At 52.1% G+C, this 24675-nt stretch carries 21 protein-coding genes; 3 read left to right on the forward strand and 18 right to left on the reverse strand.

What is annotated here, in order from left to right; genetic code table 11:
• The 13 genes from trpE to PHO67_01560 form a co-directional block, all read right to left on the reverse strand.
• Window positions 1–1482 carry an anthranilate synthase component I gene (gene trpE, locus PHO67_01500; GenBank protein ID MDD5545822.1) on the reverse strand — a complete coding sequence of 494 codons (1482 nt, stop codon included), beginning with the start codon at window positions 1480–1482 and terminating at the stop codon, window positions 1–3.
• Window positions 1482–1871 carry a phosphoribosyl-AMP cyclohydrolase gene (gene hisI, locus PHO67_01505; protein ID MDD5545823.1) on the reverse strand — a complete coding sequence of 130 codons (390 nt, stop codon included), beginning with the start codon at window positions 1869–1871 and terminating at the stop codon, window positions 1482–1484. Before hisI ends, trpE begins: the two co-directional genes overlap by 1 nt.
• 86 nt (window positions 1872–1957) lie before the next feature.
• Window positions 1958–2755 carry an imidazole glycerol phosphate synthase subunit HisF gene (gene hisF / locus PHO67_01510; protein MDD5545824.1) on the reverse strand — a complete coding sequence of 266 codons (798 nt, stop codon included), beginning with the start codon at window positions 2753–2755 and terminating at the stop codon, window positions 1958–1960.
• Window positions 2727–3455, reverse strand: coding sequence for a 1-(5-phosphoribosyl)-5-[(5-phosphoribosylamino)methylideneamino]imidazole-4-carboxamide isomerase (gene hisA / locus PHO67_01515; GenBank protein MDD5545825.1), 729 nt, complete (start codon window positions 3453–3455; stop codon window positions 2727–2729). Before hisA ends, hisF begins: the two co-directional genes overlap by 29 nt.
• On the reverse strand, window positions 3452–4063 hold the full coding sequence (gene hisH, locus PHO67_01520) for an imidazole glycerol phosphate synthase subunit HisH (GenBank protein MDD5545826.1): 612 nt from the start codon (window positions 4061–4063) through the stop codon (window positions 3452–3454). Before hisH ends, hisA begins: the two co-directional genes overlap by 4 nt.
• 49 nt (window positions 4064–4112) lie before the next feature.
• A complete protein-coding gene (hisB, locus tag PHO67_01525) occupies window positions 4113–4721 on the reverse strand; it encodes an imidazoleglycerol-phosphate dehydratase HisB (protein ID MDD5545827.1) in 609 nt (202 codons plus the stop codon).
• Window positions 4722–5945 carry a histidinol dehydrogenase gene (gene hisD, locus PHO67_01530; GenBank protein ID MDD5545828.1) on the reverse strand — a complete coding sequence of 408 codons (1224 nt, stop codon included), beginning with the start codon at window positions 5943–5945 and terminating at the stop codon, window positions 4722–4724.
• Entirely contained in the window at window positions 5942–8605 is a 2664-nt protein-coding gene (alaS, locus tag PHO67_01535) for an alanine--tRNA ligase (protein ID MDD5545829.1), read from the reverse strand. Before alaS ends, hisD begins: the two co-directional genes overlap by 4 nt.
• On the reverse strand, window positions 8580–9149 hold the full coding sequence (locus PHO67_01540) for a regulatory protein RecX (protein MDD5545830.1): 570 nt from the start codon (window positions 9147–9149) through the stop codon (window positions 8580–8582). The genes alaS and PHO67_01540 overlap by 26 nt, the downstream gene beginning before the upstream one ends.
• Window positions 9073–10509, reverse strand: a complete 1437-nt coding sequence (locus PHO67_01545; GenBank protein ID MDD5545831.1) for a Do family serine endopeptidase — start codon at window positions 10507–10509, stop codon at window positions 9073–9075. Before PHO67_01545 ends, PHO67_01540 begins: the two co-directional genes overlap by 77 nt.
• 24 nt (window positions 10510–10533) lie before the next feature.
• Entirely contained in the window at window positions 10534–11574 is a 1041-nt protein-coding gene (recA, locus tag PHO67_01550; GenBank protein ID MDD5545832.1) for a recombinase RecA, read from the reverse strand.
• A 127-nt stretch (window positions 11575–11701) separates the two neighbouring features.
• Window positions 11702–12493 carry an amidohydrolase family protein gene (locus PHO67_01555; GenBank protein ID MDD5545833.1) on the reverse strand — a complete coding sequence of 264 codons (792 nt, stop codon included), beginning with the start codon at window positions 12491–12493 and terminating at the stop codon, window positions 11702–11704.
• Window positions 12490–15720, reverse strand: a complete 3231-nt coding sequence (locus PHO67_01560; GenBank protein ID MDD5545834.1) for a discoidin domain-containing protein — start codon at window positions 15718–15720, stop codon at window positions 12490–12492. Before PHO67_01560 ends, PHO67_01555 begins: the two co-directional genes overlap by 4 nt.
• 91 nt (window positions 15721–15811) lie before the next feature.
• Here PHO67_01560 and pabB point away from each other — a divergent pair, with 91 nt between their 5' ends.
• Both pabB and PHO67_01570 read left to right on the forward strand, forming a co-directional pair.
• Window positions 15812–17689 (forward strand): aminodeoxychorismate synthase component I, encoded by a 1878-nt coding sequence (gene pabB / locus PHO67_01565; protein ID MDD5545835.1) that lies wholly within the window; start codon window positions 15812–15814, stop codon window positions 17687–17689.
• Window positions 17690–17705: 16 nt separating this feature from the next.
• Complete coding sequence (locus PHO67_01570) at window positions 17706–18938, forward strand: competence/damage-inducible protein A (protein ID MDD5545836.1); 1233 nt, start codon at window positions 17706–17708, stop codon at window positions 18936–18938.
• Here PHO67_01570 and PHO67_01575 read toward each other — a convergent pair.
• Window positions 18922–20448 carry a sensor domain-containing diguanylate cyclase gene (locus PHO67_01575; protein MDD5545837.1) on the reverse strand — a complete coding sequence of 509 codons (1527 nt, stop codon included), beginning with the start codon at window positions 20446–20448 and terminating at the stop codon, window positions 18922–18924. The genes PHO67_01570 and PHO67_01575 overlap by 17 nt on opposite strands.
• A gap of 10 nt (window positions 20449–20458) precedes the next feature.
• Window positions 20459–21715: an extracellular solute-binding protein gene (locus PHO67_01580; GenBank protein MDD5545838.1), complete on the reverse strand. Its 1257-nt coding sequence runs from the start codon at window positions 21713–21715 to the stop codon at window positions 20459–20461.
• Window positions 21716–21774: 59 nt separating this feature from the next.
• Here PHO67_01580 and thpR point away from each other — a divergent pair, with 59 nt between their 5' ends.
• On the forward strand, window positions 21775–22368 hold the full coding sequence (thpR, locus tag PHO67_01585) for an RNA 2',3'-cyclic phosphodiesterase (protein ID MDD5545839.1): 594 nt from the start codon (window positions 21775–21777) through the stop codon (window positions 22366–22368).
• On the opposite strand, the gene PHO67_01590 is transcribed toward thpR, so the two are convergent.
• The 3 genes from PHO67_01590 to rimO are packed head-to-tail and all read right to left on the reverse strand — an operon-like array spanning window position 22311 to window position 24675.
• Window positions 22311–22769: a phosphatidylglycerophosphatase A gene (locus tag PHO67_01590; GenBank protein MDD5545840.1), complete on the reverse strand. Its 459-nt coding sequence runs from the start codon at window positions 22767–22769 to the stop codon at window positions 22311–22313. The two genes, thpR and PHO67_01590, sit on opposite strands and share 58 nt — an antisense overlap.
• A complete protein-coding gene (pgsA, locus tag PHO67_01595) occupies window positions 22766–23338 on the reverse strand; it encodes a CDP-diacylglycerol--glycerol-3-phosphate 3-phosphatidyltransferase (protein ID MDD5545841.1) in 573 nt (190 codons plus the stop codon). The genes PHO67_01590 and pgsA overlap by 4 nt, the downstream gene beginning before the upstream one ends.
• Window positions 23335–24675, reverse strand: coding sequence for a 30S ribosomal protein S12 methylthiotransferase RimO (gene rimO / locus PHO67_01600; GenBank protein ID MDD5545842.1), 1341 nt, complete (start codon window positions 24673–24675; stop codon window positions 23335–23337). The genes pgsA and rimO overlap by 4 nt, the downstream gene beginning before the upstream one ends.

A 24675-nucleotide genomic window follows, 5' to 3' on the forward strand; every position in this document is an offset into this window, starting at 1 on the left:
TTAAATCCCTTTTTCGGCGGCCTCGATCGCCTTCATGGTCGCCCTGGCTTTATTTACCGTCTCCTGGTATTCCTTTTCCGGGTCCGAATCCGCGACTATCCCGCCTCCGGCCTGGACATAGGCATTGTTGCCCTTTTTGACGATCGTCCTGATATTAATGCAGGTGTCGGTATTCCCGGAAAAACTGAAATACCCGACAAGCCCGGCATACGGGCCGCGCCGCGTATTCTCCAGTTCCTCTATTATCTCCATCGCCCTGACCTTCGGCGCGCCTGAGACAGTCCCGGCAGGGAAGGTCGCCCTTATCACGTCGAACATATCCTTATTGGGTTTGAGTTTCCCGGTGCATTCGCTGACTATGTGCATCACGTGGGAATATTTTTCGATGACCATAAGCTCTGAGACCTTTACCGTCCCGTACCTGCAGACGCGGCCGATATCGTTGCGGCCGAGATCGACGAGCATTATATGCTCCGCCCTCTCCTTTACGCTGGAGAGGAGGTTTTTTTCAAGCTGTTTCTCTTCCTCTTCGTCCCTGCCCCTGGGCCTTGTGCCGGCTATCGGCCTCAGTTTGACTATCCCGTCCTCGCTCCTTACCATAAGCTCTGGCGAAGCGCCGACCAGCGACAGGTCCCCTAACTTGAGATAATACATGTAAGGAGAGGGATTTATCATCCGCAGCGCGCGGTAGAGGTCTATCCCCGAGGAGGTTATTTTTGCGCTGAACCTCTGGGAGGGGACGACCTGGATTATGTCGCCTATCCTGATATAGCTCTTCGCTTTTTTAACAATAGAGACGAATCCTGGTTTTGTAAAATTTGATCCTACATCCAGATGGAAATCTTTGGGCCTCGCGGCCCTGTTTGTCTTGACGGCGAGCGGGGCGTCCAGGAGCTTTACCAGGTTATCGATCTTTTTTATGGCCTTGCCATACGCCTTTGAGGGATCCCCTTCGATGTGCGCGTTAGATACGACCTTTATCTTATGTTTCACGTGGTCGAATATCAATATCGTGTCGGTCAGGAGAAAGACCGAATCAGGGACCTTCAGTTCGTCTGGATTTTTGGAAGGCAGTTCCTCGAAGAACCTCACCATATCGTAACCCATGAAACCGACAAGCCCGCCGCAGAAACGCGGGAGGCCTGCCGTATGGACAAATTTATACCTCTCAAGGATCTTCTTCATCTCGTCGAGAGGGTCGCCTGATGCGGCAAACCGCTTCGTCTTCCCGTCCTCGATCATCTCTATATTACGCCCCTTACTCTTGAAGACCAGGGACGGGCCCGAACCAAGGAACGAAAACCTCGCTATCTTCTCCCCGCCCTCGACCGATTCAAGCAGGAACGAATAATCGCTATTGTCGATCTTCATGAAGGCCGAGACAGGCGTCCCGAGGTCCGCGGTGATATCCTTAAAGACGGGTATCAGGTTGCCTTTCTTGGCAAGCCTTATAAATTCCTCTTTTGAAGGTGTGTAGCTCATTATTTTTTATAGACCTTATCCGGGTCGAATATCTTCTTGCCGGATACGGCGGTATTCCCTTTCCTGTCTTTTAACTTGCGGTAAAAACACGAACGGTAGCCCGTGTGACAGGCCCCGCCTACCTGTTCGACCTTGACGAGAAGGCAGTCTGCGTCGCAATCGAACCTTATCTCCTTTACTTTCTGGACATGGCCGGACGATTCGCCCTTCAACCACAATTTCTTCCTCGACCGCGAATAGAAATGCGCCCTCTTCGTCTCTAAAGTCTTCTTCACGGCGACGTCATTCATGTAAGCCACCATGAGTACCTCGTTATTCTTGTAGTCCTGTACGACGGCCGGTATAAGCCCGTTCCCGTCGAATTTCAATCCGGAGATGAATTTATTCATCCCGCACCTTCCTTTCTACACCTTTCGCAGAATACCCATTGCACCTTTAATGCGCCGAATAATAAGAAGGCGCGGGATTCTTGGATTTATAGCCTGACAGCGACTCCCTTTTTATTTAAGTATTGTTTTGCTTCCTTTATCGAAAACTCCTTAAAATGGAATATCGACGCGGCCAGTACCGCGTCCGCCTTTCCCTTCGTCAATCCGTCGTAAAGGTCTTCGAGCGTGCCCGCGCCGCCGGAGGCTATCACGGGTATTCCTACCGCCCCGGATATGGCTCGGGTGAGCTCCAGGTCATAGCCTATCTTCGTCCCGTCGCGGTCCATCGAGGTCAACAGTATTTCGCCGGCGCCGCGCCTCTCGGCCTCTCTCGCCCACTTGATGGCGTCCTTTCCCGTGGGCGTCCTTCCGCCGTGGGTGTAAACTTCCCAGCTCTTTCCCTTGCGCTTTGCGTCTATCGCTACAACTATACACTGGTCGCCGAACCTGCCGGAAGATCCGGAGATGAACCCGGGATCATTCACCGCTGCCGTGTTTATCGAAACTTTATCCGCCCCGGCTTTTAACAGGTTGCGTATGTCGGCGATATTCCTTATCCCGCCGCCGACGGTAAGCGGCATAAAGACCTTCTCAGCCGTTCGCCTCACGACCTCGAGCATGATATCCCTGTCCTCGTAACTGGCGGTTATATCTAGGAAGACCAGCTCGTCAGCGCCCTCTTTTTCATAAAATGACGCGTTCGTGACCGGGTCTCCCGCGTCGCGCAGGTTCAGGAATTTCACGCCTTTTACGACGCGGCCGTCCTTTACGTCGAGGCAGGGTATTATCCTTTTTGCGAGTCCCGTTAGAGAAGACTTAACGGGATGAACATATCTTATTGGCATCTTTTAATAGTATCTTTCCGTCATAAATCGCGCGTCCGACTATGACGCCGATTATCTCTTTTTTGTTATATTCCTTCAGGATCCTCAGGTCGGCGAGGCTCGAGATGCCGCCGGAGACGATCATATCGATCTTGACCTTGCCTATGAAGTCCAGGATATTCGCGAAACCCGGCCCCTGGAGCGTGCCGTCCCGCGATATGTCCGTATATTCTACCGCCTGCACGCCTAGCGTTTTTATCCTTTTCGCGAAATCAGCCGCTTTTATATCGGTCGGGTTGACCCATCCTTTTGTCTGAAGGAACCCGTCTTTTACGTCGAGGCTTACGATTATTTTATCCTTGTATTTGTCCACAGCTTTTTTAAGGAACTCCTCGTCCTCGCAGGCCTTGGTGCCTAGTATGGCGTATGAGGCGCCGGCCCTGATTATCGTTTGGAGGTCCGCCTCGGTCCTTATGCCGCCGCCGACTTCAACCGGGATGTCGATCGAGGCGGTGATCTTGCGTATCCAGTCGAGGTTCTTTAATTTACCCTCCAGCGCGCCGTCAAGGTCGACCAAATGAAGGCGTTTCGCGCCTTCGCTCTGCCACCGCAACGACATCTTGACAGGATCGTTCGAATAGACCGTCTCCTTGGAGAAATCCCCCCTGAAAAGCCTTACGACCTTTCCGCCCCTTATGTCTACCGCAGGCATGACTATCATAGCTTTTCGAAATTCCTCAATATTTTCAGGCCCAGTTCCTGGCTTTTCTCCGGGTGGAACTGGGTCGCGTAAATATTATCCGAACAGATCACCGACGGAAATTTGACTCCGTAGTCTGTCCAAGCAGCTACGCATTTCTTATCCGCCGGCGCCGCGTAATAAGAGTGGACGAAGTAGAAATATGAGCCTTCGGGCACGCCTTTAAGCAGCGGGCAATTCCCTTTTATCATTAATTGGTTCCATCCCATATGCGGTATCTTCAATCTCTTCGACTTGAACTTTACGACCTTGCCTTTTAAAAGGTCCAGGCCTTTGCTTATGCCGCCTTCTTCGCTCTTGGAAAATATAAGCTGGAGCCCCAGGCATAGTCCGAGGAAAGGTTTTCCCCGGACTATAAATTCCTTTATCGGCTCTATCAGGCGCCGCGACTTGAGCTCCGCCATAGCGTCTTTGAACGCGCCGACCCCGGGCACGATCACCTTATCAGCGCGCAGGATATCGCGGGGTTTGCTTGAAATCATCACCCGCGTGCCGGCCTTCTCCAATGCCTTGGAGACGCTGCGGAGGTTGCCCATACCGTAATCGACTACGACGATACCGGGTTTCATACTATTAAGCCGATCCCGGTATTCCGAAGATAATTTGGCGAGGTCGTCATCATAACTTCCCTTTTGTAGACGGGACCCCTTTGATGCGCGGGTCCACCCTTGTCGCATCGCACAGGGCCCGGCCTAAAGCCTTGAATATCGCCTCGAGGACATGGTGCAGGTCCTCCCCGCGGTACTCGATGTGCAGGTTTATGCCCGAATTCCTTACAAATGCCTCAAGGAATTGTTTAGCGCTGTTCAGGGAATAGCCCTGCCTGTCGATATATGTCGGCGGTACGGGTTTCCCCACGCACCGCATATAAAGCGAAGGCCTGCCGCTTATATCCAGGGCGATGCGGGCGAGGGCCTCTTCCATAGGCACCGCGACGTTCATCGAGCCGAACCTGCGGATGCCTTTTTTCTTCCCGAGCGCCTTAGCGAAGGCCTCCCCGAGCGCTATACCCACGTCTTCGTTCGTGTGATGGATATCCACCTCGAGGTCGCCCTTCGCGAGGATCTTAAGGTCGAAACAACCGTGCCTGGCGAACAGGGAAAGCATGTGGTCGAGGAACCCGACGCCGGTATAGACGCGGAATTTCCCGCTCCCGTCGATGTTGAGCTCTATTTTCACGTCCGTCTCTGTCGTCTTCCTGCGGTGTTTTACGGTCCTTTTTTTCATCTAGAACCTCACTTTGATCGATTCCATGTGCTTATTCAACCCCTCGAGCTTCGATATCTTCTCGATGGACTTCTTAGCTTTTTCCAACGCTTTTTTCGAATACGATATGATGTGCGATGACTTGACAAAGTCCTCCACGCCGAGGCCGGAGAAGAACCTCGCGGTCCCGCTAGTCGGCAGGACATGGCTGGGCCCTGCAACATAGTCTCCTATGGCAGTGGGTGAATATTGGCCCAGGAATATGGCGCCTGCGTTATGTATCTTCTTAAGCCACTTCTGCGGGTTCTTGACCATTATCTGTAAGTGTTCCGGCGCAAGGCGGTTGACTATATCGCACGCCTCATCGAGGTTCTTCGCCAGGATTATATAACCGTTCGCGACCTCTTTCTTGAGCGTCTTCGCGAGCGGCTTGGATGTCGTCACCAGTATCGGCAGTCCTTTGAAGTGCTCGCTCTGCGCCTCGAGGTCCTTTATCGCGAAAAGCGGGTTCGTCGACCTGTTCGCGAGGATGACCACCTCGGACGGGCCGGCTATCATGTCTATATCGACATAACCGAAGACCTGACGCTTCGCTTCGGTGACGTAATCGTTTCCCGGGCCGACTATCTTGTCGACTTTCGGGATCGTCTTCGTGCCGAAGGCGAGCGCGGCTATCGCTTGGGCGCCGCCAACCTTATAGATCTCGTCGACCTTAAGCAGGTTCGCGACCGCCAGTATGTGCGGGTCGATGCTTTGATACTGGTTCGGGGGCGTGCAGAGGACGATGGATTTCACGCCGGCCACCTGCGCCGGCAGGACTGTCATGTATACCGTAGATATAAGCGGGGCTGTTCCGGCCGGGACGTATATACCGACCCTTTCGATAGGCGCGTATTTCTCGCCAAGCACCACGCCGTCTCCGTCTACGATCCTCCACGACTTCTTGCCTTTAAACTGTTTCTTATAAAATTTAGTGACGTTATCGATGATATTCTTGAGTTCGGATATGAATTCGGAGTCGATATCCTGGAATGCGCCGCTCGCTTCGCTCTCGGTGACCTTTAGCTGCCTGGCAGATAGTTTTACCTTGTCGAACTTGCGCGTGTACTTTATGACCGCGTCGTCGCCGTTCGCCTTGACGTCCTCTATTATCCTGTTGACGCACTCGGTGACGCGTTTCTTGCGGTTGTTATACCTGTTGCAGAGTTTCTCGAATTCCTTGCTGTAAAGTTTTATTACTTTCATATTTTAAGTTCCTTTACCGCCGCGATGCCGGCCTTCAGTGCCTCATCAAGCTTTGAGATATCCTTGCCTCCGGCCTGGGCAAGGTCTGGCCTTCCCCCGCCGCCGCCTAAGATTATCTTTGATATATATTTAATGACCGCGCGCGAATCGAGGCCTGACTTGGCCAGGTCCCGGGACATTCCTACGACTATAAAAGCCTTTTCATCATACGCGCCGAGCAATATGGATACTGCTTTCTCTTTCAGGACAGTCTTTATGGCGTCGGTGAGGCTCACGAGAGTATCGGGAGCGCAGCCGTCCATTCTCCTGGCGATAAGGGTGATACTATTATCCAATAATTCCTTCTTCGAAACAAGGTCTTTCGCCTTCTCCGAAATGTTGGCCGCCTCGTAATTCTTGAGCTTCTTTTCGAGGTCTTTTACCCGGTCCGCCAGTTTTTCTATCTGCGCGGGCAGGTTTTCCGGCTTTACCTTAAGCATCTCGGCCACGGCCTTCAGGTCGCTTTCGGATTCCTTTATTTTATTGTAAGCGGCTTCTCCCGCGATCGCCTCTATCCTGCGTATCCCTGCCGCGACAGACGACTCGCCGGTTATCTTGAATAGCCCTATCTCGCCGGTGGCATTCAGGTGCGTCCCTCCGCATAACTCCCTGGAGATATCCTCGACGCTCACTACGCGCACGTTCCTGTCGTATTTTTCCCCGAATAAGGCGGTCGCTCCGGACTTCTTTGCTTCCTCAAGGTCCATCTCTTTTACCTTGAGCGGAGCGTTGCGCCTGATATAATCATTGACCAGACTCTCGGCCGCCTCAAGTTCTTCCCCTGTTAGGCCCTTGAAATGCGTGAAATCGAACCTCAACCTCTCCGGCGCGACGAGAGAACCCGACTGGTTGACATGCGCCCCAAGCACTTTCCTTAACGCCGCCTGCAGCAAATGCGTGGCCGTATGGTGCCTGGCAATGGCCATCCGGCGGTGGATGTCGACCTTCGCATTTACCTTGTCGCCCGTCTTTGCACGCCCTTTTTCGAGCCTGCAGATATGCACCGGTATCTTTTCTATCAGTTTTGTATCTAAAACATCGGCCTTAAAATCATTGTTTTCGAGTACCCCTGTGTCTCCGACCTGGCCGCCGGTCTCACCGTAAAAAGGCGTAACATCGAGTATGACAGCGAACTCCGAAGGACCGGTCACTTCATTGGCCGGTTTATTATCTATTATTATGGCTTTTATGGCCGCGCTGGATTCTAATTTATCATATCCTATGAATTCAGACCTTACGCCGGAGCCCAAGACCGCGGCTGTCAGCGTCTCCGCGAATATATCTCCGGAGAGTTTTGTCGCGCCGCGGGATTTCTTGCGCTGCTCTTCCATTAACTTCTCATAACCTTCTAAGTCCAGTTTAAGCTGCCAATCTGCAGCATATTCTTTCATTAACTCGATTGATAATCCCTTTGTATCATGAAAATAAAAAATCATATCGCCAGGAATAGTATCTTTACAGTTTTTCTTTAGGATCGTTGCCTGTATCTTTAAATGTTCCCATAATTCATTACTTATTACATAAAACTTTTCTTCTTCTGATTTTATAATTAAACTGATATTTTCCCTACGCGATTCTATTTCAGAATAACCGCCTTTCATCACTCTTACAACAGGATCAACTAATTTATACAAAAAGGGCTTGTTAATATCAAAAAATTTCCCATGCACTAGAGACCGTCTTATAAGGTGCTTAACAACATAACCTCTTCCTGTATTAGATGGTAAAACGCCATCAGCAATACAGAATACTGTCGCCCTAATGTGATCGGCAATTGCATTTATGTGTTTTTTACCATCTTCATCCAATGCATATAATTTCCGATCATCGTCTTCTATCAATTCTAATATTGCTTTTATTATTGGCATGAAAATATCTGTTTCAAAATTCGTCTCGACGCCTTGTATGACAGAAGCTAGGCGCTCAAGCCCCATGCCTGTGTCTATATTTTTACTGGGCAGCGGCTCGAGCTTGTTCACCCCTACGCGGTTGAACTGCGTGAAGACGAGGTTCCATACCTCCACGTATCTCTTGCACTTGCCGCAGCCCGGCCCGCATTTGGGATCCCCGCAGCCGTACTTCTCGCCCCGGTCGACATATATCTCGGAACATGGGCCGCACGGCCCGTTCGGCCCGTCCTCAGGCGCGTTCGCCGGCCAGAAATTATCATGCGCGCCGAATCTTGTGATTTTTTCCTTAGGGACTTTTATCCTCTCCGACCATATCTTATAGGCCTCGTCGTCATCCTTATAGACCGAGACCCAAAGGTCCTTCTCTTTCATCCCGAGCTCTTTTGTAAGGAATTCCCAGGCCCAGGCGATCGCCTCTTCCTTGAAGTAATCGCCGAAAGAGAAATTGCCGAGCATCTCGAAGAAGGAATGGTGCGACGGGGTCTTGCCGACATTATCGAGGTCGCCGGTCCTCATGCACTTCTGGCAGCTCGCCGCCCGTTTCATATCCTTGCGCTTGCCGAGGAAATAATCCTTGAGCTGGTTCATCCCGGCGCCGGTAAATAGCAGCGACGGGTCGTCCTTCGGGACTAACGAGTCTGACGGGATGACAGGATGGCCTTTCGAGGCGAAAAATGAGAGGAATTTACTCCTCAGTTGGTCCGTAGTCATAATTTTCTTTGATTATCTTCCATATCGTGTTATAGGAGAACCCGCGCCTGCCCAGGAAATCGAGGAGCTTCTTCTTCGCCTTTTCTTTTTCGATCCCTTTCATGTGCGCCATCTTCCCGCGCACCAAAGGCATCGCTATCTCATATTCGTTGAACGAGCCGTTTAGTTCGCCGAATGCCGCGCATATGGTCTCGTCATCCACGCCCTTGGCTTTAAGCTCTCTGGTGATGAGGTTCCTGCCGGCCGGCTTGATATGCATCCTGTCGCCGATCCAAAGCCTGCAGAAGACCCTGTCGTCCAGAGACTTTTTTTCTATCAACTCGTCTATGACCCGGGCTATCATAAAGCCGCGATGGCCCTTCTGCTTGAGCCGCTGGGCCATCTCCTTGACGCTGCGGGGACGGAACCTTAATAACCTTAAGGCATCCGCCTTCGCCTTCTGCAATGCCTCTTCGTCCGCCTCGACTTTATTTTTGTCCGTTTTCTTTATGTTCCTCTTTCGCTTCTTCTTTGACCACGGCGTATCCGCGCGAGGTAAGGACAAGCGCATCGCCCTTTACCGATTTTACCGCGTCATCGTAGTCTTTAATGTTCTTTATAGGTTTTTTATTTATTTCCAGGATAACGTCGCCGCGCCTAAGGCCGGCTTCGTCCGACGGGCTGCCCGGCTCTACATTCGTCACTACGACGCCCTTCTCGGAAACCTTATATTTCTGTGAGCTCGCGGGCGTCAACTCCTGGGCTTCCAGTCCGCGCCAGTTACCCAATTCTGCTTCGGCATATTCTTTAAGCTCTTCCGGCCTCTGCGCGATCTCAATATCAAGCGCGACATCTCTCTTGTCCCTGAGGACGACGACCTTTACCTTCTTTCCTATCGGGGCCCTTCCTACGAGCTTCAATAACTCGCGGACATTCTCGACCGGTTTGCCGTCGAACGTCTTAATGATATCCCCGTTCTTCATCTTGCCTTTCTCTGCCGGGCTGCCGGGAAGTATCCTGGCAATCAGGACGCCCTTTGTTTCAGTAAGGCCGAATTGTTTCGCGAGGTCCTCATCGAGGTCCTGCACGTTCACGCCGAGCCAGCCGTAAAGGACTTTCCTGCCCGAGATGAGGTCGCTTAACACGCGTTTCGCAGTATTTATCGGGATGGCGAACCCTATGCCCTGGTAACCTCCTGTCGTGGATATTATCGCCACATTGATCCCTATGACCTTCCCTTCGATATCTACCAACGGGCCGCCGCTGTTTCCCGGGTTTATCGCCGCGTCGGTCTGTATGAGGTCGGAATAATCCTTATCTCCGTGCGTTCTTGGAAGGGAACGGTTGAGCGCGCTTATCACTCCTACCGTAAGCGTCGGCTTACCTGCTATGCCGAACGGATTGCCGACCGCTATCGCGAATTGGCCGATCCTCACGTTGTCTGAATCGTCCAACTCGAGGGCCTTGAGGTTCTTGGCGTTTATCTTCAATACCGCGAGGTCGGCCCTCTGGTCCTGGCCTTTTACCTTTGCGGGAAATTTCCTGCCGTCTGATAAAGTGACCTCGATCTTATCGGCGCCGGAGATGACATGCTGGTTAGTGAGGATATAACCGTCAGCGTCGATCACGAATCCGGAACCGAGCCCGCGCTGCTGGAACTCGCGCTCCGGGATATCCCCGAAGAAGTCCTTGAAGAACTGGCGGAACATCTCGTCGTTGCCCATCGGGCCCTGTCCGCCGCCCATCTTTGCCATATGGACAGTCGAGATGGAGACGACGGCCACGCCGGCCTTATCCGCCACTTCGGAGAAAGTATTCTCGAGCGATTTCGCGACGCTTAAGTCCTGGGGGTTTGCCGGGGCCTGCCCATTCAAGCCAAATGCCGAAACCGCAAATACTAATACAAACACAAACCGCTTAAACATTTGAATTCCCCCCTTCCTCATTGTTTATGCGATAGTTTTTTCTTTTATCTTTTTTTCCAGTTCGTGAAGGACTTTCGGGTTTTCCTTAAGGAATACCTTGGCGTTTTCCCTGCCCTGACCGAGCTTCTCGCCGTTGTAAATAATCCAGGAGCCTGATTTCTCGACGACGCCGAGGTTCGCGGCGAGGTCAATAATATCGCCGGTCCTTGAGATCCCTTCGTTATAGATTATGTCAAACTCGGCCTGGCGGAACGGCGGGGCGACCTTGTTCTTGACGACCTTGACCCTGACGTGGCTGCCGACAGACTGGTCGTTGATCTTTATGTTTTCGATGCGCCTAATATCGAGCCTGACCGACGCGTAAAATTTGAGCGCGCGCCCGCCTGGCGTCGTCTCGGGATTGCCGAACATCACGCCTATCTTCTCGCGGATCTGGTTGATGAATATGACCGAGGTCTTGGACTTGCTTATCGAAGATGTCAGTTTGCGCAGCGCCTGAGACATCAGCCTCGCTTGGAGCCCTACGTGCGAATCGCCCATCTCGCCTTCTATTTCGGCGCGGGGAACTAACGCCGCTACAGAATCGATAACGACCACGTCCACGGCACTGGACTTTACCAGCGTTTCACAGATCTCAAGCGCCTGCTCTCCGGAATCCGGCTGGGAAATGAGGAGGTCGTCGAGGTTTACGCCGAGTTTCTTGGCATATGTGGAATCGAATGCGTGTTCTGCGTCAATGAAAGCGGCGGTCCCGCCTTTCTTCTGCGCTTCGGCGATCACGCTCAATGAAAGCGTAGTCTTTCCGGATGATTCAGGGCCGTATATCTCGACAACTCGGCCCCTGGGTATGCCGCCTACGCCTATCGCCAGGTCAAGGGAAAGCGCGCCTGTCGGGATAGACTCTACCGCCGCGTGCGTCTCCTGGCCCAGCTTCATTATCGAACCTTTGCCGAACTGCTTCTCGATGTGCGCCAGCGCCAATTCGAGCGCCTTTGTGCGCTCGCCCTGCTCCTTCTGCGCCTCTTTTTCTTCCCTTTTTACTTCCTTTTCGTCCTTCTTTACCATATCCTTCTCTCCTCTATGTTGAAATGTGGTTAAGGTACTTCGCCTATAGTAATAGACGAAGCCTTGAGTGATTTTCTTTCAAAAATCTTTCGGTTGGCATCAAATTATTAGATTAATTATACTTTTTTCAGGCAGGTTTGTAAAGCAAAAGTTGAGCGTTCCGGAAAAGGATTTTTTCTTTAAGTTCTTCGGATATATCGAGTTCCCGCAAGAAGGCCATGTCCTTCTTCTGCTCGACAATCGGGAAATCAGTCCCGAAAATGAGCCGGTCCGGGCGATGTTTCAAAAGAAGCTGTTTTGCCTCAACGTCCGGCAGGAATCCGAAGAAGAAAGACGTATCGAGGTAGATATCCTTGCCCAAGAGGTGCTCTTTGACCTCATCCCACAGCCGGAACCCGCCGAAGTGCGCGCCGATGATCTTAAGACGCGGGAACCTCTCTTTGACCTTAGAGATCCGGGAAGGCGACGAGCGAACCTTCATTGTGCCTGAGAGTTCCTCTCCGCAATGGAATAGGACAGGTATACCGAGTTTCTCCATTTCTCCGTAGATAGGCAAGAGATGCTCATCATCGACGTAGAAATCCTGGAATTCCGGCTGGAACTTGATCCCGTCGCCCTTCTCGTTGATCCTTTTGAGCTCGTCTTTCCAGTTATCATACGCCGGGTGCATCGCGCAAAAGACCTTAAGCCTCTCGCTCCTGGTCTCAAAAAGCCAGTCGTTGATGGCGATGACTTGAGTCGGGCGGGTCGCCACGGCGCATATGACGCTTACGTCTACGCCGTTCTTATCCATATACTTTAGGAGGTTCCCGACGGTGGGATCGCAAACCATCTTCACCCCGAAAAGCCGCTCGAGGCTATCCCTTGCTTTCGCCGATACCTTCTCCGGCCAGGCGTGGGTGTGAAAATCGATTATCACTGCTTCGCTTTCATCTCCTCGATCTTGAGGTCCTTGAACTCTTTCGGCAAGACGAATTTTACGCCCTTAGGCGGTTTGGCGGTGCCGTAGATGAAGTATTTGATGGTGTCGCCCTCTTTCTTTATCACGTAGCAGATCTTGCCGTAGGGCGTAGGCAGGTCCTTGACCTCGATACCCTGGTCAAACCATTCCGGGGCCAGGCCTTCGCCGAGGATAAGTTTGCCGTTATCATCATAGACGAACATCGTCCGGACCGCGTCGATATAACCCGACCCGACCCATGTATGCGGCATGTCGCCGATATACGAAGGCGTGCGCGGTTTGGCGTATACGACCTCAGCCATATGGTTCCAAGCGTATGGCCTGGTCGAGTCTTTGGTGAAATACCTTAGCATGGTGAGACCGCGTTCGCGCTGGTCCATCCTGAAATAGGCGTTCGCCGAGCGGACCTCGTAAGGAGTGAATGTCCTCTCGTGGCCCGGCTCCATGCCTTTGCTAACGTCGTTATAATACCTGTCGAAAGTATTTTTCAGCAGGTCCTTCGGCATATATTCCAGTTCACCTGCCGCCACGATAGCGATGGCCGTCGAGGTCGAGTCGAAGTCGCCCTTCTCGACACATCCCGCGATATAATTAATCTTGTCGCGCCCAGCGACCAGTTTTATCGAATCGTAAAGGCACTTGCGGAAATCGTCGACTTCCTTCTGCATCCATTCAGCGCTTACCGTATCTCCCATCATGTTCGCGAGATAGACCCCGTCCTTGAAGCCTTTAAGCGCAAAGAAATCATCCCAGTAGCTTGTCATCGCGGGATAATAACCTTCGTGGCTGTTGGATTTGGGAAGTATCCCGTAATACGGCTGCTTCTTCGGGTCCTTCTTGAAATCGTCGCCCATAGTGCGGCGGCGCAGGCTGCGGGTAAATTCCAGGACCTTCACGACTTTCGGATAGACCTTCGGCAGGTATTCCTTGTCTCCCGAATAGTCCACATAGTTGCGGACCGCGAAGACGTACTCGCCTTGCGCGTCCCACTCGACGCCCTCGCCCGAGCCGTTATCATTATTGCCTACGGCATTATCTCCCTCGAAAATAATATACGGGACAAAACCGTTATCCGTAACTTTTGAGGAGAACGCGTCGAGCCATTCTTTTACCGGCTCAACAACGCCCACCTTCAGGAGCGCCGAGCTCGTCAAACAGCCGTCGCGCATCCATGAATGGCTGTAATTGCGCGAGCCGGGCTTTATCCACGGCCCGTCTTTATTTATGAGGATGTAGGCGATATTGGTCTTCATGACATCGATCAGGCGTTTCTCGGGAATATTGATAGTGAAGCGGTTTTCAAACCCGGCCCACATGGCCGCCTGTTTCTGGAGCTCGGTATCGAAATCCGCGATCGTCCCGTCACCCGGGAACCGGATGATGAAATCCTTTGCCTCTCCCGGTGCGGCTTTGAGCCCATAAGAAAACCCGGCCGAAGCTGTCCCTTCGCTGCTTTGCGCGGACGAGGAATCAGGCAATCCGCCCTTTTCCATGAAATCGATTATATCCCCTGAAGAATAAGGCACCGCCGCCATCTTTACTCCTGCCGTGCCCGAGGCCAATTTGGCCTGTCCGTTTATCAGCAGTCTGGGAGGCACGCATTCCGCTTTGTTGATCGGGCTGAATCCGCCGTATTGCCATATGGGGTTCAACTGCACCGGGCGCACCGCGAGGTCGAATAACCCGCTGAACGCCTTGTTCCCGGTATTCTTGAACCTGTACCTGACCTCCATCGTAGACCCGCCGGCCGAGATCGCCGTGACTTCAAGCGTCCAATCAGCGTGGTCCCACTTTACCGTCGGTATCGGCAGGTAATCTTCAAGCAGGCTCTGGGTTACTTTGCAATCATTAGCGGTGTAAAGTTTCTTGCCGTCGTAGATAAAGGGCATGACCGAGAAACCGCCCTTATATGGCTCAAAACTACCCGTCTCGCTCAAAAGTCCTTCGTCATTAGAATCCGGCGCGCCGACAACCGTCCAGAACTCCTGGATCCTGCGCAGCCACATCGGATAATAACCTGCCGGGGATTGTTTCGCGAGCGACTGGTAGATCTTTATCGGCGTCGCCTGCTCTTCTCCGCTCTTCGGCTCGAAACTCTTTAGGACGCATTCCTTCCCGGTCGCCGATGCGAGGCAGTTCACCCTGAATTCCCTGACAGGGCCGGCCTTAAAATAGATCCAGTTGTCTTTTGACGTATTCTTGTCAGTCTTGAATACTTCATTCCAGGCCTGTCCGTCAGCCGAGGCCTCAACGGTAAAGGATTTAGGGTAGTTCTCGTCCCATCTCAGGATGATACCGCCCAGGTTTATTTTTGCAGGCAGTTTTATATTGGTCTGTGCGCCGTTCCTGGAGACTACCGGCGGCTTATCCCCGTCGAGGAAAGTCACTTCCCAGAGGGAATTGCCCCAGCCGGTGCCGCGCTGGATGCAGTTAATCTTGAGCGCCGTCGCTACAACCGGGTCAAAATAGATTATGTCGGTGTTACCGTCGCCCTCGGTGGTCTCGTATACTTTCTTCCAGTTGCCTGAGGTGCCCTTAACTTCTATATTATATATCTCGGTAAAAGCATTCTCCCATTTAAGGACGACACCGCAAATGTTGTGGGGGGTGTCGAACTCGGCCTGCCACCACTGGTTGTCCTCGAAATTGCTCGACCAGCGCGACTGCATATTCCCGTCTATGGCCTTGTCGGCGCTGTAATCGTCCTGGCCGGACGATGAAGTCGCCTTTGCCTTTATCGGGTCAGGCGCGTTAAATTCTACCTCAAAAAAGGAGAAACCCCATTTGGTCGCCCGCTTGATAAGGTCAAGCTTCACGTAACGGGCTTTGACCGGAGTAAGCTTTATGATCTCGGTCCCGCCGGAACCGTTCTTCTTTTCATAGACTTTTTTCCATGAGGTCTTATCGTTGGAGACGAGGATGTCATAATCGCTCCCGTAGGCGGCTTCCCAGGTGAGAGTTATCTTCTTTATTTCGGTAGGTTGGCCGAGGTCGATGATCAACCATTGGTTATCTTCGAACGTGCTGGACCAACGTGTAGACGGGTCGCTGTCTATGGCGAACTGTGGATTGAGATTCTCTCCGCTTGAAGATGCGGATGCCTTCCATTCCGCGGCGTGGGAAAACTGGCTGAAACAGGCAAGAACCGACAAAACCAGGACAAAACCGAGCTTTTTACCGGACATCTTCCCTCCTAAAGTTGCATCCCCCTGAATGTTATACAATAATACATTAACATATCTCCCAATGCAAGCCATTTTGTGTTATCATTGCCCTATGGAAAAAACTCCCCTCAGGCTTTCTCTTTTGGATGAAGATTTCCTGGAAGAACGGGAATGTTTCATGCTCTTCGAGACGAGCCTTTTTGACGGCGAAAATTCGAAAAGCTACATCCTCTTCGACCCGGTCGATACCATAAAGGTTGACAGGTTCAGTAATGTCAAACGGGCGTTCGAGCGCATAGAGGAGTATTCGAAGGGACACTTTCTTGCCGGATATTTTTCGTATGAACTGGGATATTATTTCGAGAAAGCGTCTTTCGCCCCGAAAGATCCCTCTTCACGTCCGCTGATCCACCTGTGTATATTCAAAAATATGATGACCTTCGACCACAGAACAGGAATGTTATCGCCCCGTATGCCCGGCCTTTTCACGGAAGAGGCCGGCCGGCGCGATTTTCGCGTCGATAATCCGAGGTTCAACCTTACGAAGCATGCATACTTCCGTAAGATATCACGGATAAAAAAACATATTAAAAACGGCGACACCTACCAGGTCAATCTTACCGGGAAATACTCCTTCGGTTTCTCGGGCAGCGCCTTTTCTTTCTACCGGGACCTCAAGGAAAAACAGAACGTGCCGTATGGCGCCTTCTGCAAACTGGGCGGGGGATATCTCCTCTCGCTATCCCCCGAACTCTTCTTCAGGAGAGACGGCAATACCATATACTCCAGGCCGATGAAAGGGACGATCGGACGAGGCGCGAATATGAAGGAGGACCGCAGCAGGATATCGGAGCTTAAACACAACGCCAAGGAAGTCGCGGGAAACCTGATGATCGTCGACCTGATACGAAACGACCTGGGAAAGATCTCAAAGGCCGGCAGCGTCAAGGTATCTTCGCTCTTCGACGTAGAAAAATACAATACCCTTTTCCAGATGACCTCTACCATAAAAAGCGTTTTAAGGGACGACGTGACCTATTTCGATATATTCAGGAGCCTCTTTCCGGGGGGGTCTGTTACCGGCGCCCCCAAAATAAGGACGATGCAGATAATAAAGGATCTCGAGAAAGCCGACAGGAAGGTCTACTGCGGCGCGCTCGGCATCATCTTTCCAGGAAATAAAGCGGTCTTTAACCTGCCTATCAGGACGATATCCATATCGCGCGGGAAAGGCAGGGTCCTGAGCAAAGCGAAGGGCGAGATGGGCGTCGGCGGAGGGATAACAGTCGATTCCGACCCGGAGGAGGAATACCGCGAATGCGTCCTAAAGGCCAGGTTCCTCACGGAAAGGCACAGCCCTTTCTCTCTTATCGAGACGATGCTGTGGGACGGGAAATTCAAGTTCCTGGACCGGCATCTCGGAAGGATGCGCGATTCGGCCGCGTATTTCGGGTTCGTTTTTGACCGCGCGAAGATAACCGGTAAATTGAAAAGCGCCCGGAAGGCCTTTAAAAGGGGTTTTCAATACAGGGTGCGGGTCTTGATGCCTAAAGACGGCGAAGCAACTATAGAAGCCTCGAAGATCGAACGGAACCCGGGGCGCTCCGCAGCGCCTGTCGCGGTCTCGGGATCAAGGACTGATCCCGGCAACTTATTCCTCTACCACAAAACGACAAACAGGGGACTTTACGACGCTGAATATAAGCGTCATCGTGCGAAAGGATATTTCGACGTCATATTTCTTAATACGCAAGATGAAGTGACCGAGGGCGCCATAACAAACATTGTGGTAAAGAAAAACGGGAGATTTTACACTCCCCCTCTCTCCTCCGGCCTTCTGCCCGGCGTCTTCAGGGCATATTTGATAAAAACCGGCCGGGTGAAGGAGAAGAGGATATTTTTGGATGACCTGCGTAAAGCCGATAAGGTATTTCTTTGTAATTCGGTCCGGGGGCTCGTTGAAGTCAAATTGACTTCTCCCTGTCCTTAACCTATAATAGACCATTATGATAGCCGAAATAATCTCTATAGGCACCGAGATTCTCCTTGGGCAGATACTGAACACTAACCAACAGTGGCTCTCTTTGAAACTCGCCGAACTGGGGATAGATGTCTATCACCAGTCTACCGTAGGGGATAACCCGGAACGTTTGGGCCGCGCGATACGGCAGGGGATGCTCCGCTCGGATATCGTGATAACTACCGGCGGACTGGGCCCTACCGTAGACGATATCACCCTCGAGGCGATATCGCGCGCGATGCCGAAAAAACTCATCTTTCACAGTGCGATAGCCTCTAAAATAAAAGCTCATTTCGGGAGCCAATGCCTGAATATGCCTTCCGGAAACCTCAGGCAGGCGCACATCCCCGAAGGAGCGAAGATCTTCGGGAACGATGTCGGCACCGCCCCGGGCTTCCTCGTCGAACAGGACGGAAAAATGCTGATAGCCCTTCCCGGGCCGCCGCGCGAATTAAACCCGATGTTCGAAAGATACGCAATGCCTTACCTGAAAAAGAAAGCCGGACCTGGCCGGGTAATGAAGATCCGCACGATAAACATAACCGGCCTGGGCGAAGAGGCCGTAGACCTTAAAGTAAAAGACCTGTTAAAAAGCCCGCCGCCGGCCACTGTAGGCATTTACGCCAAACCGGCTTTGATAGAATTAAAGATAACGGCGAAGGCGAAAAATGAAAAAGCCGCGAAGACCCTGATAGACAGGATCGACAAAAAGATCTCCGCGCGGCTGAAAGGTTATGTATTCGGCCGCGATAATGAGACCCTAGAGGGCGCAGTGGGAAAGATCCTGGCCGCAAATGCAAAAACGCTCGCAATAGCCGAATCCTGCACCGGCGGGCTTATCTCGACCAGGATCACCGATATCCCTGGAAGCTCGAGATATTTCAGGATGGGGGTCGTCGCTTACTCGAACGACGCGAAGATATCCCAACTATGCGTCTCGCCCGGCACAATTTCAAAATATGGGGCAGTGAGCCGCCAAACTGCCATAGAAATGGCAAAAAACATCAGGGATATCTCAGGGGCGGATATCGGACTTTCTGTCACAGGGATCGCCGGGCCCGGCGGCGCCACAAAGGCAAAACCGGTCGGGCTTGTCTATATAACTCTCGCCATGCCGGGAAAGACTATCTGCAAGGTATTCCGTTTCAGGGGCGACCGGGAAATGATCAAATTCAGGAGTTCGCAGGCGGCGCTCGATCTTCTCAGAAGATATCTGTAGAGCCCTTCTTCCCTATATCCTTCACAAGGCAGACTTGGTCCTTCCCGTGTTGTTTTGCCCAGTATAAGGCGTCGTCCGCCTTCTTGAACAGCTGCTGCTGTGTTGTGCCGTCATCCGGATAGACGGCGATGCCCATACTTATGGTGAAAGAGATGGATTTACCGTCGACCTTTATCTCTTTGGCCTTGACCGCTTCCCTCAGCCTTTTTCCTACGGTGACGGCATTGCCTGTATCGGACCTGGCTAGAAGGACGACAAACTCATCCCCGCCGTACCTGCCTATCGCGTCCACGGGCCGGCCTTTGACATCGAAATTACGTATATGCACCTTTAGGATGTCCGCCAGCGAGGTTATTATCATGTCGCCCGCCTGATGGCCATAGAGGTCGTTATACCTCTTAAACCCGTCGATATCGATTATGATAAGGGCGAATTTCTCTTTGGACCTTACGGCCCTCTTTACTTCTTCATCGAGGCGAGCGAGAAAAAAATTATGCACATAGAGGCCGGTGAGGCTGTCGCGGATGGAAAGCTCTTTCACCTCTTCGTATAATCTAGCTTTTTCTATCGTGATCGCCGCCTGGTTCGCTAGTATATCGATACTCTCCCGCTCGTCTTTTGTTATCGGCTGCTGGCTGAAGATATTATCTACCACAAGCACGCCTATCCTGGCGTTCTTCACCATCATCGGGACGTAAAGGAACATGCCTTCTGTCCCCTGCGCCCCGGGAACCGGGGGTGGCCCTTCATCGAACAGGCTGTCAACTATCGTGTTAACGCCTCTTTCGATCCGGTAATGTTCCATTTCTATAGGCCTGGCGACTTTCCTGATATCGGCGCTGGCGACTCCTTTCAAGATATTCTCTTCCTTATCAATTAAATAGAGTTTTGCCCTGTCGAAATGCAGCACCTCGACAGCGCTCTTGAGGATTATCGAAAGCACGTGACTTAATTCCAGGGTGCTGGCCATGGCCTCGCTTATCTTGGAGAGGGCCAGGAGCATGCTTATCTTCCGCAGATTGGCGTGAAACACCTTTATGTGCCTTATACCCCTGCTGAATTCCCTGGCGTAGTCGCTTAGCATATTTTTTTCTTCGGGTGTTATCTTCTTCTTGCTGGCCAGTTTATCCGCCATAAGGAACCCAAGTTTATAATCCGCGGTAATCAGCGGCAGGCATATCTGCAGACCGTCGTCCCATATTGCGGAATCGCTCTTTCCGAGGAATACATCGACCAGCATCCCGCCGCCATCGTCCTTTACGGGTATCCTGCTCTCTCCGGCTATTATCCCCTTTCCCCTCATCCGTGCCTGATAGCATTCCAGCGAGTTTGTCGTCTCCTCGTAGAGGAATATATAGACGGCGTCGAAACCGATATCTTCGAGAATAGACTTAAGCCCCGCCTTGAGGGTTTGGTCCAGCCCGGTCTCAAGCTGGAAGAATACCCTTACCGAATCCTGCAGGATCCTGAGGTGATCTTGTAATTTTTCTCTTCCGATCTTCTCTTCCACCGAGCCCGTCCTATAATGATAAGATATAATTTACCTGGTCGGCGTATCTGCGCGCCTCGGAAGCCAGGTACTTTTCGTTATACTTCCGGGTTTTTATCGCGTCGATGAGGTTCCCGAAAAACTCGGTTATAATGAATTCGACCCCGCCCCAGAAATCTATCTGCCTGTAGCTCCTGCCGTATTCGCTGTAAGTCTGTTTCAGGACCTTCTCCTGATCGGTCTCCCCGCGGAAGATCTCGGAGAATGGCTCGATGCCCGCGGGCAGTGTGCCTATAGACTTATACAGGTTGACCTGCGATTCATTCGAGGTAAGGAATTTCATGAAGAGCCAGGCCTCATGTTTATTCGCCGAATAGTTCGATATCGCCAGGTTGCTTCCTCCCGCGAAACTGAAACGTCCGGCCGGCCCGGAAGGGAGAAAAGCCACCCCGAACTTATCGATTATCTCCGGCGACGCGCGATTTGAGGACGTCCCGAAGAAACCGGGGATGTAATCTGCGGCGACGAACGCGCCGGCTATGCACATGGCGTATTTTCCGGTAATAAAAAAATCATGCCCCGGATATGCCGGGACTTTCCTTTCCCGGACCGGCGCGTAATCCCTGTTCATCAGGTCGAAGTAGAACTTTATCCCCCTCAGGGCCTCTTCCTTGTCAAAGGCCGCGGCAAGGCCGTCTTTTGAGAGGTAATCCCCTCCTGACGACCATATCCAGGGGACGGTATCATGGACAAGCCCCTGGTCTTTTATGTCAGAAACGCCGAGGACCCCAATAGGCCCGTTGCCGTGGTCATACCCCTTGAGGACCGAGCATGTCTTTTCGAAAAGTTCCCATGTTGAGATATCGCCGGCTGAAAGATTGAACTTCTTGAACATATCTTTCCTGTAGAAGAGCATCCTGGTCTCGGCGCCCCACGGGATGGCGTGTATCAGCCTTGTCGTTTCGTCCTCACAGGTAGCCCACGAGACGGGATGGAATTTGTTCTTCAGCCTCTCTTCAGAGGCCTCTGAAGTAAGGTCAGCTAATGAGCCTACGGATGCGAGGGTCTTCGTCCAGGTATTCCCTATCTGGAAGATATCCGGCAGCTGCTTGGTCTTGGCCGCGAAAATTATTCTTTTCCACGCCTGGGTCCAGGGGATTATCGAGAGGTCTATCTTTATTCCGGGGTGGGTCCTCTCAAATTCTTCTATCTCTTTGTCCATCATCGGGCCCGTGTCGACGCCGCCTATGGGCATGACCCAGAATTTGAGAGATACGGGATTTTTCATATTTAAAATTATACCACCAGGTTGATTAAAGTCAACGCGTAATGTATAATCTCAGTCAAATGGGTGAGACTATAAGGGTTTTCATAGCGATAGAGATTCCTCCAGAGGCGCGCGATGAACTCATCTCAGTCCAGGCAACGCTCAAAAGATCCGGCGCCGATGTTAAGTGGGTCGAACCGGAGAATATCCACCTCTCACTCCGGTTCATCGGGGACGTAGGGCCGGATAAGGCGGAGGAGATAAAAAACCAGCTTGCCGTCGTCGCTTCCGCTTCCAAAGCATTTGAACTCACGATAAAAGGCATAGGAGCATTCCCCGACCTTGACCATCCCGGGGTCATATGGGCAGGCGTGGACCGGGGGGCCGCCGAATCGGCGCGGATCGCGGATGACCTGGAGGCTAAATTACGCGCCATAGGCATCGCCGGGGAAGAGAGGGAATTTCATCCTCACATAACGCTTGGGAGGGTCCGTAGCGGGAGGAACGGCGACAAATTGCGCGGGCTTGTCGAAACGGTCGGGTTTGAGGCTGGCCCGGCGATAAAAGCGGAATACCTTACGCTCTTCATGAGCCGGCTGACGCCACAGGGCTCTGTTTATACCGCGCTTTTGAAGGCCAAGATGGCTATAAGCCGGACCGAGAGGTTCGCGTAGGCAGCCGCAACCACATCATCCAGCACCACTCCCCACGGGCTCTCCATTTTTTCTATCCGTTTGATCGGGAAGGGTTTCGTTATGTCGAATACCCTGAACAATACGAAAGCAAGGGCGATCAACTCCGGCCTCATCGGTATGAACAGGAGCGCTATCATCATCCCTATCGCCTCGTCAATTACTATCCTCCTCGAATCCTTTTTTCCGAAGAGCTCCTCCGCGCCCCTTATAACCAGAAGCGCCGCCGCCGTCAATACCGATAAGGTTATGAACGTGACCGGAAGGCTGTAATTCACAAGAAGGAAAAGCAGCAGGCCGCACACAGAACCGGCCGTACCGGATACCTTGGGGATATAGCCCGCGTAGAAACACGTGCTCACAAGCCTGATGACGGTCTTCAATTGAACAGCTTCCTGTTCTTTATGAAAAAGGATATCCCGGACGTAAGCGTAAGCGCGACGGTAATGAGCATGACGAAGAATATCAGGTTAAGGAGCCACTTCTCGGTATCGACATTCCAGAAAGCGAGGGAAGTTCCGGCGTCCTTGAACATCAAGAATATGAGTATCATCGATACGGCTATCATCTGCGAGACGGTCTTGTGCTTTCCCGCTTCTTCCGCCTCGATGACTTTCCCCCTTGTAAGTGCGGCGATCCTCAACCCGGTGACCGTAACTTCCCTTGCCATTATTACCACTACCGTCCACGCCGGGATGAGCTCAAGCTCGACGAAAGCCAGGAAAGCCGACAGGACGAGGATCTTGTCGGCTATCGGGTCCATCAATTTCCCGAAATCGGTTATCTTGTTTTCTTTCCGGGCAAAATACCCGTCGAAATAATCGGTAAGGGATGCAGCCGCGAAGGTAAAGAATGCGAAATATTTCGCGCCCTGCCATTTGGCAAAAAGGAAATACATAAGGACGAAAGCCAGGAATATCCTGGAGATAGTTAGTTTGTTCGAAAGGTTCATTTAGCCAGTTCTTTCTCGCTGATCAGATCATATTCCAGAGCGCCCGTTATCCTCGCGGTCGCGAAATCCCCTACCCTGATGCCGGGACCATTTATGTATACCCCCCCGTCGATCTCCGGGGCATCCATATATGTCCGGCCCAGGTAATGCTTTCCGCCGGAGGCCTCCTTTTCGTCGATAAGGACCTCAAACCTGCGGCCTATGCATCTTTTGTTATTATCCGAAGAGATGCGGCGCTGTGCCTTCATCAACTCGTTCCACCGCGCTAATTTTTCTTTTTCGGGTATACGGCCATTCGAACCCGCTGCAGGAGTCCCCTCTTCCGCCGAATACACAAAAGCACCGAGCCGCTCAAATCTTGTCTCTTTAACAAAATCGAGAAGTTCTTTGAATTCCTTATCCGTCTCGCCCGGAAAACCCGCGATGACGGCGGTACGGATGGCTATCCCCGGGATGCGCCCGCGCAATCTTGCGATCAGGCCCCTGATCGACGCGCTTGACGTCCCCCTCCTCATCGCCTTAAGTATCCTGTCATTGATATGCTGGACAGGCAAGTCGATATATTTGCATATCCTTTCCTCGCCGGCTATGACCGAGATCAACCCGTCATTTAAATGTGCCGGATGCGCGTACATGAGCCGCATCCACCGCGCCCCTTTGAGCCGCGCGAGCCTTTTAAGCAATTCCGCAAGCGCGGGCCGGCGGTAAAGGTCGACGCCGTAGAGGGTGGTATCCTGCCCTATCAGATTTATCTCTTTTACACCCCTGCCTATAAGGTCCTGTGCCTCGGCGACGATCGATCCCATACCTCGGCTCCTGTGCCTGCCGCGTATCTTAGGTATGACACAGAAGGAGCATTTATGCGAACAGCCCTCGGAGATCTTTATGTAGGCGAAATGCCTTGGGGTAAGAGCCTGCCTGGGCGTTTTCCAGTCATAGAGGTATACGGGGTTACGTGTGACGCTGTAGATCCTCTTCCCGTCCATGATATCATTTATGATCCCGGGAAGCCTTGCGAAACCCTCGACGCCTATGAAACCGTCTATCTCGCCCATCTCTTTTTGCAGCGCCTTGCCGTATCTTTGCGGGAGGCAGCCCGCGACAAGTATCCCCTTTATTTTTCCGGAGTTCTTGAATTCGATGAGGTCGAGGATGGTCTCGATAGATTCTTTTTTGGCGTCTTCTATAAAAGAACAGGTATTGACTATTACTATATCCGCGCCGCGGGGGGATGCCGTTACCGCGAACCCGGAATCTTTAAGCGTGCCTAAAATTATCTCGGAATCTACCAGGTTCCTCGCGCAGCCCAATGAGATAAGCGATATCTTGGTCGGCAT

The organism is Candidatus Omnitrophota bacterium (assembly GCA_028716565.1).
Classification (GTDB): Bacteria; Omnitrophota; Gorgyraeia; order Pluralincolimonadales; family Pluralincolimonadaceae; genus Pluralincolimonas.

Bases quoted from the DNA above. Each gene is read 5' to 3' on its own strand.
- trpE (MDD5545822.1), bottom strand. From the start codon at position 1,482: ATGAGCTACACACCTTCAAAAGAGGAATTTATAAGGCTTGCCAAGAAA.
- hisI (MDD5545823.1), bottom strand. From the start codon at position 1,871: ATGAATAAATTCATCTCCGGATTGAAATTCGACGGGAACGGGCTTATA.
- hisF (MDD5545824.1), bottom strand. From the start codon at position 2,755: ATGCCAATAAGATATGTTCATCCCGTTAAGTCTTCTCTAACGGGACTC.
- hisA (MDD5545825.1), bottom strand. From the start codon at position 3,455: ATGATAGTCATGCCTGCGGTAGACATAAGGGGCGGAAAGGTCGTAAGG.
- hisH (MDD5545826.1), bottom strand. From the start codon at position 4,063: ATGAAACCCGGTATCGTCGTAGTCGATTACGGTATGGGCAACCTCCGC.
- hisB (MDD5545827.1), bottom strand. From the start codon at position 4,721: ATGAAAAAAAGGACCGTAAAACACCGCAGGAAGACGACAGAGACGGAC.
- hisD (MDD5545828.1), bottom strand. From the start codon at position 5,945: ATGAAAGTAATAAAACTTTACAGCAAGGAATTCGAGAAACTCTGCAAC.
- alaS (MDD5545829.1), bottom strand. From the start codon at position 8,605: ATGACTACGGACCAACTGAGGAGTAAATTCCTCTCATTTTTCGCCTCG.
- PHO67_01545 (MDD5545831.1), bottom strand. From the start codon at position 10,509: ATGTTTAAGCGGTTTGTGTTTGTATTAGTATTTGCGGTTTCGGCATTT.
- recA (MDD5545832.1), bottom strand. From the start codon at position 11,574: ATGGTAAAGAAGGACGAAAAGGAAGTAAAAAGGGAAGAAAAAGAGGCG.
- PHO67_01560 (MDD5545834.1), bottom strand. From the start codon at position 15,720: ATGTCCGGTAAAAAGCTCGGTTTTGTCCTGGTTTTGTCGGTTCTTGCC.
- pabB (MDD5545835.1), top strand. From the start codon at position 15,812: ATGGAAAAAACTCCCCTCAGGCTTTCTCTTTTGGATGAAGATTTCCTG.
- PHO67_01570 (MDD5545836.1), top strand. From the start codon at position 17,706: ATGATAGCCGAAATAATCTCTATAGGCACCGAGATTCTCCTTGGGCAG.
- PHO67_01580 (MDD5545838.1), bottom strand. From the start codon at position 21,715: ATGAAAAATCCCGTATCTCTCAAATTCTGGGTCATGCCCATAGGCGGC.
- thpR (MDD5545839.1), top strand. From the start codon at position 21,775: ATGGGTGAGACTATAAGGGTTTTCATAGCGATAGAGATTCCTCCAGAG.
- pgsA (MDD5545841.1), bottom strand. From the start codon at position 23,338: ATGAACCTTTCGAACAAACTAACTATCTCCAGGATATTCCTGGCTTTC.
- rimO (MDD5545842.1), bottom strand. From the start codon at position 24,675: ATGCCGACCAAGATATCGCTTATCTCATTGGGCTGCGCGAGGAACCTG.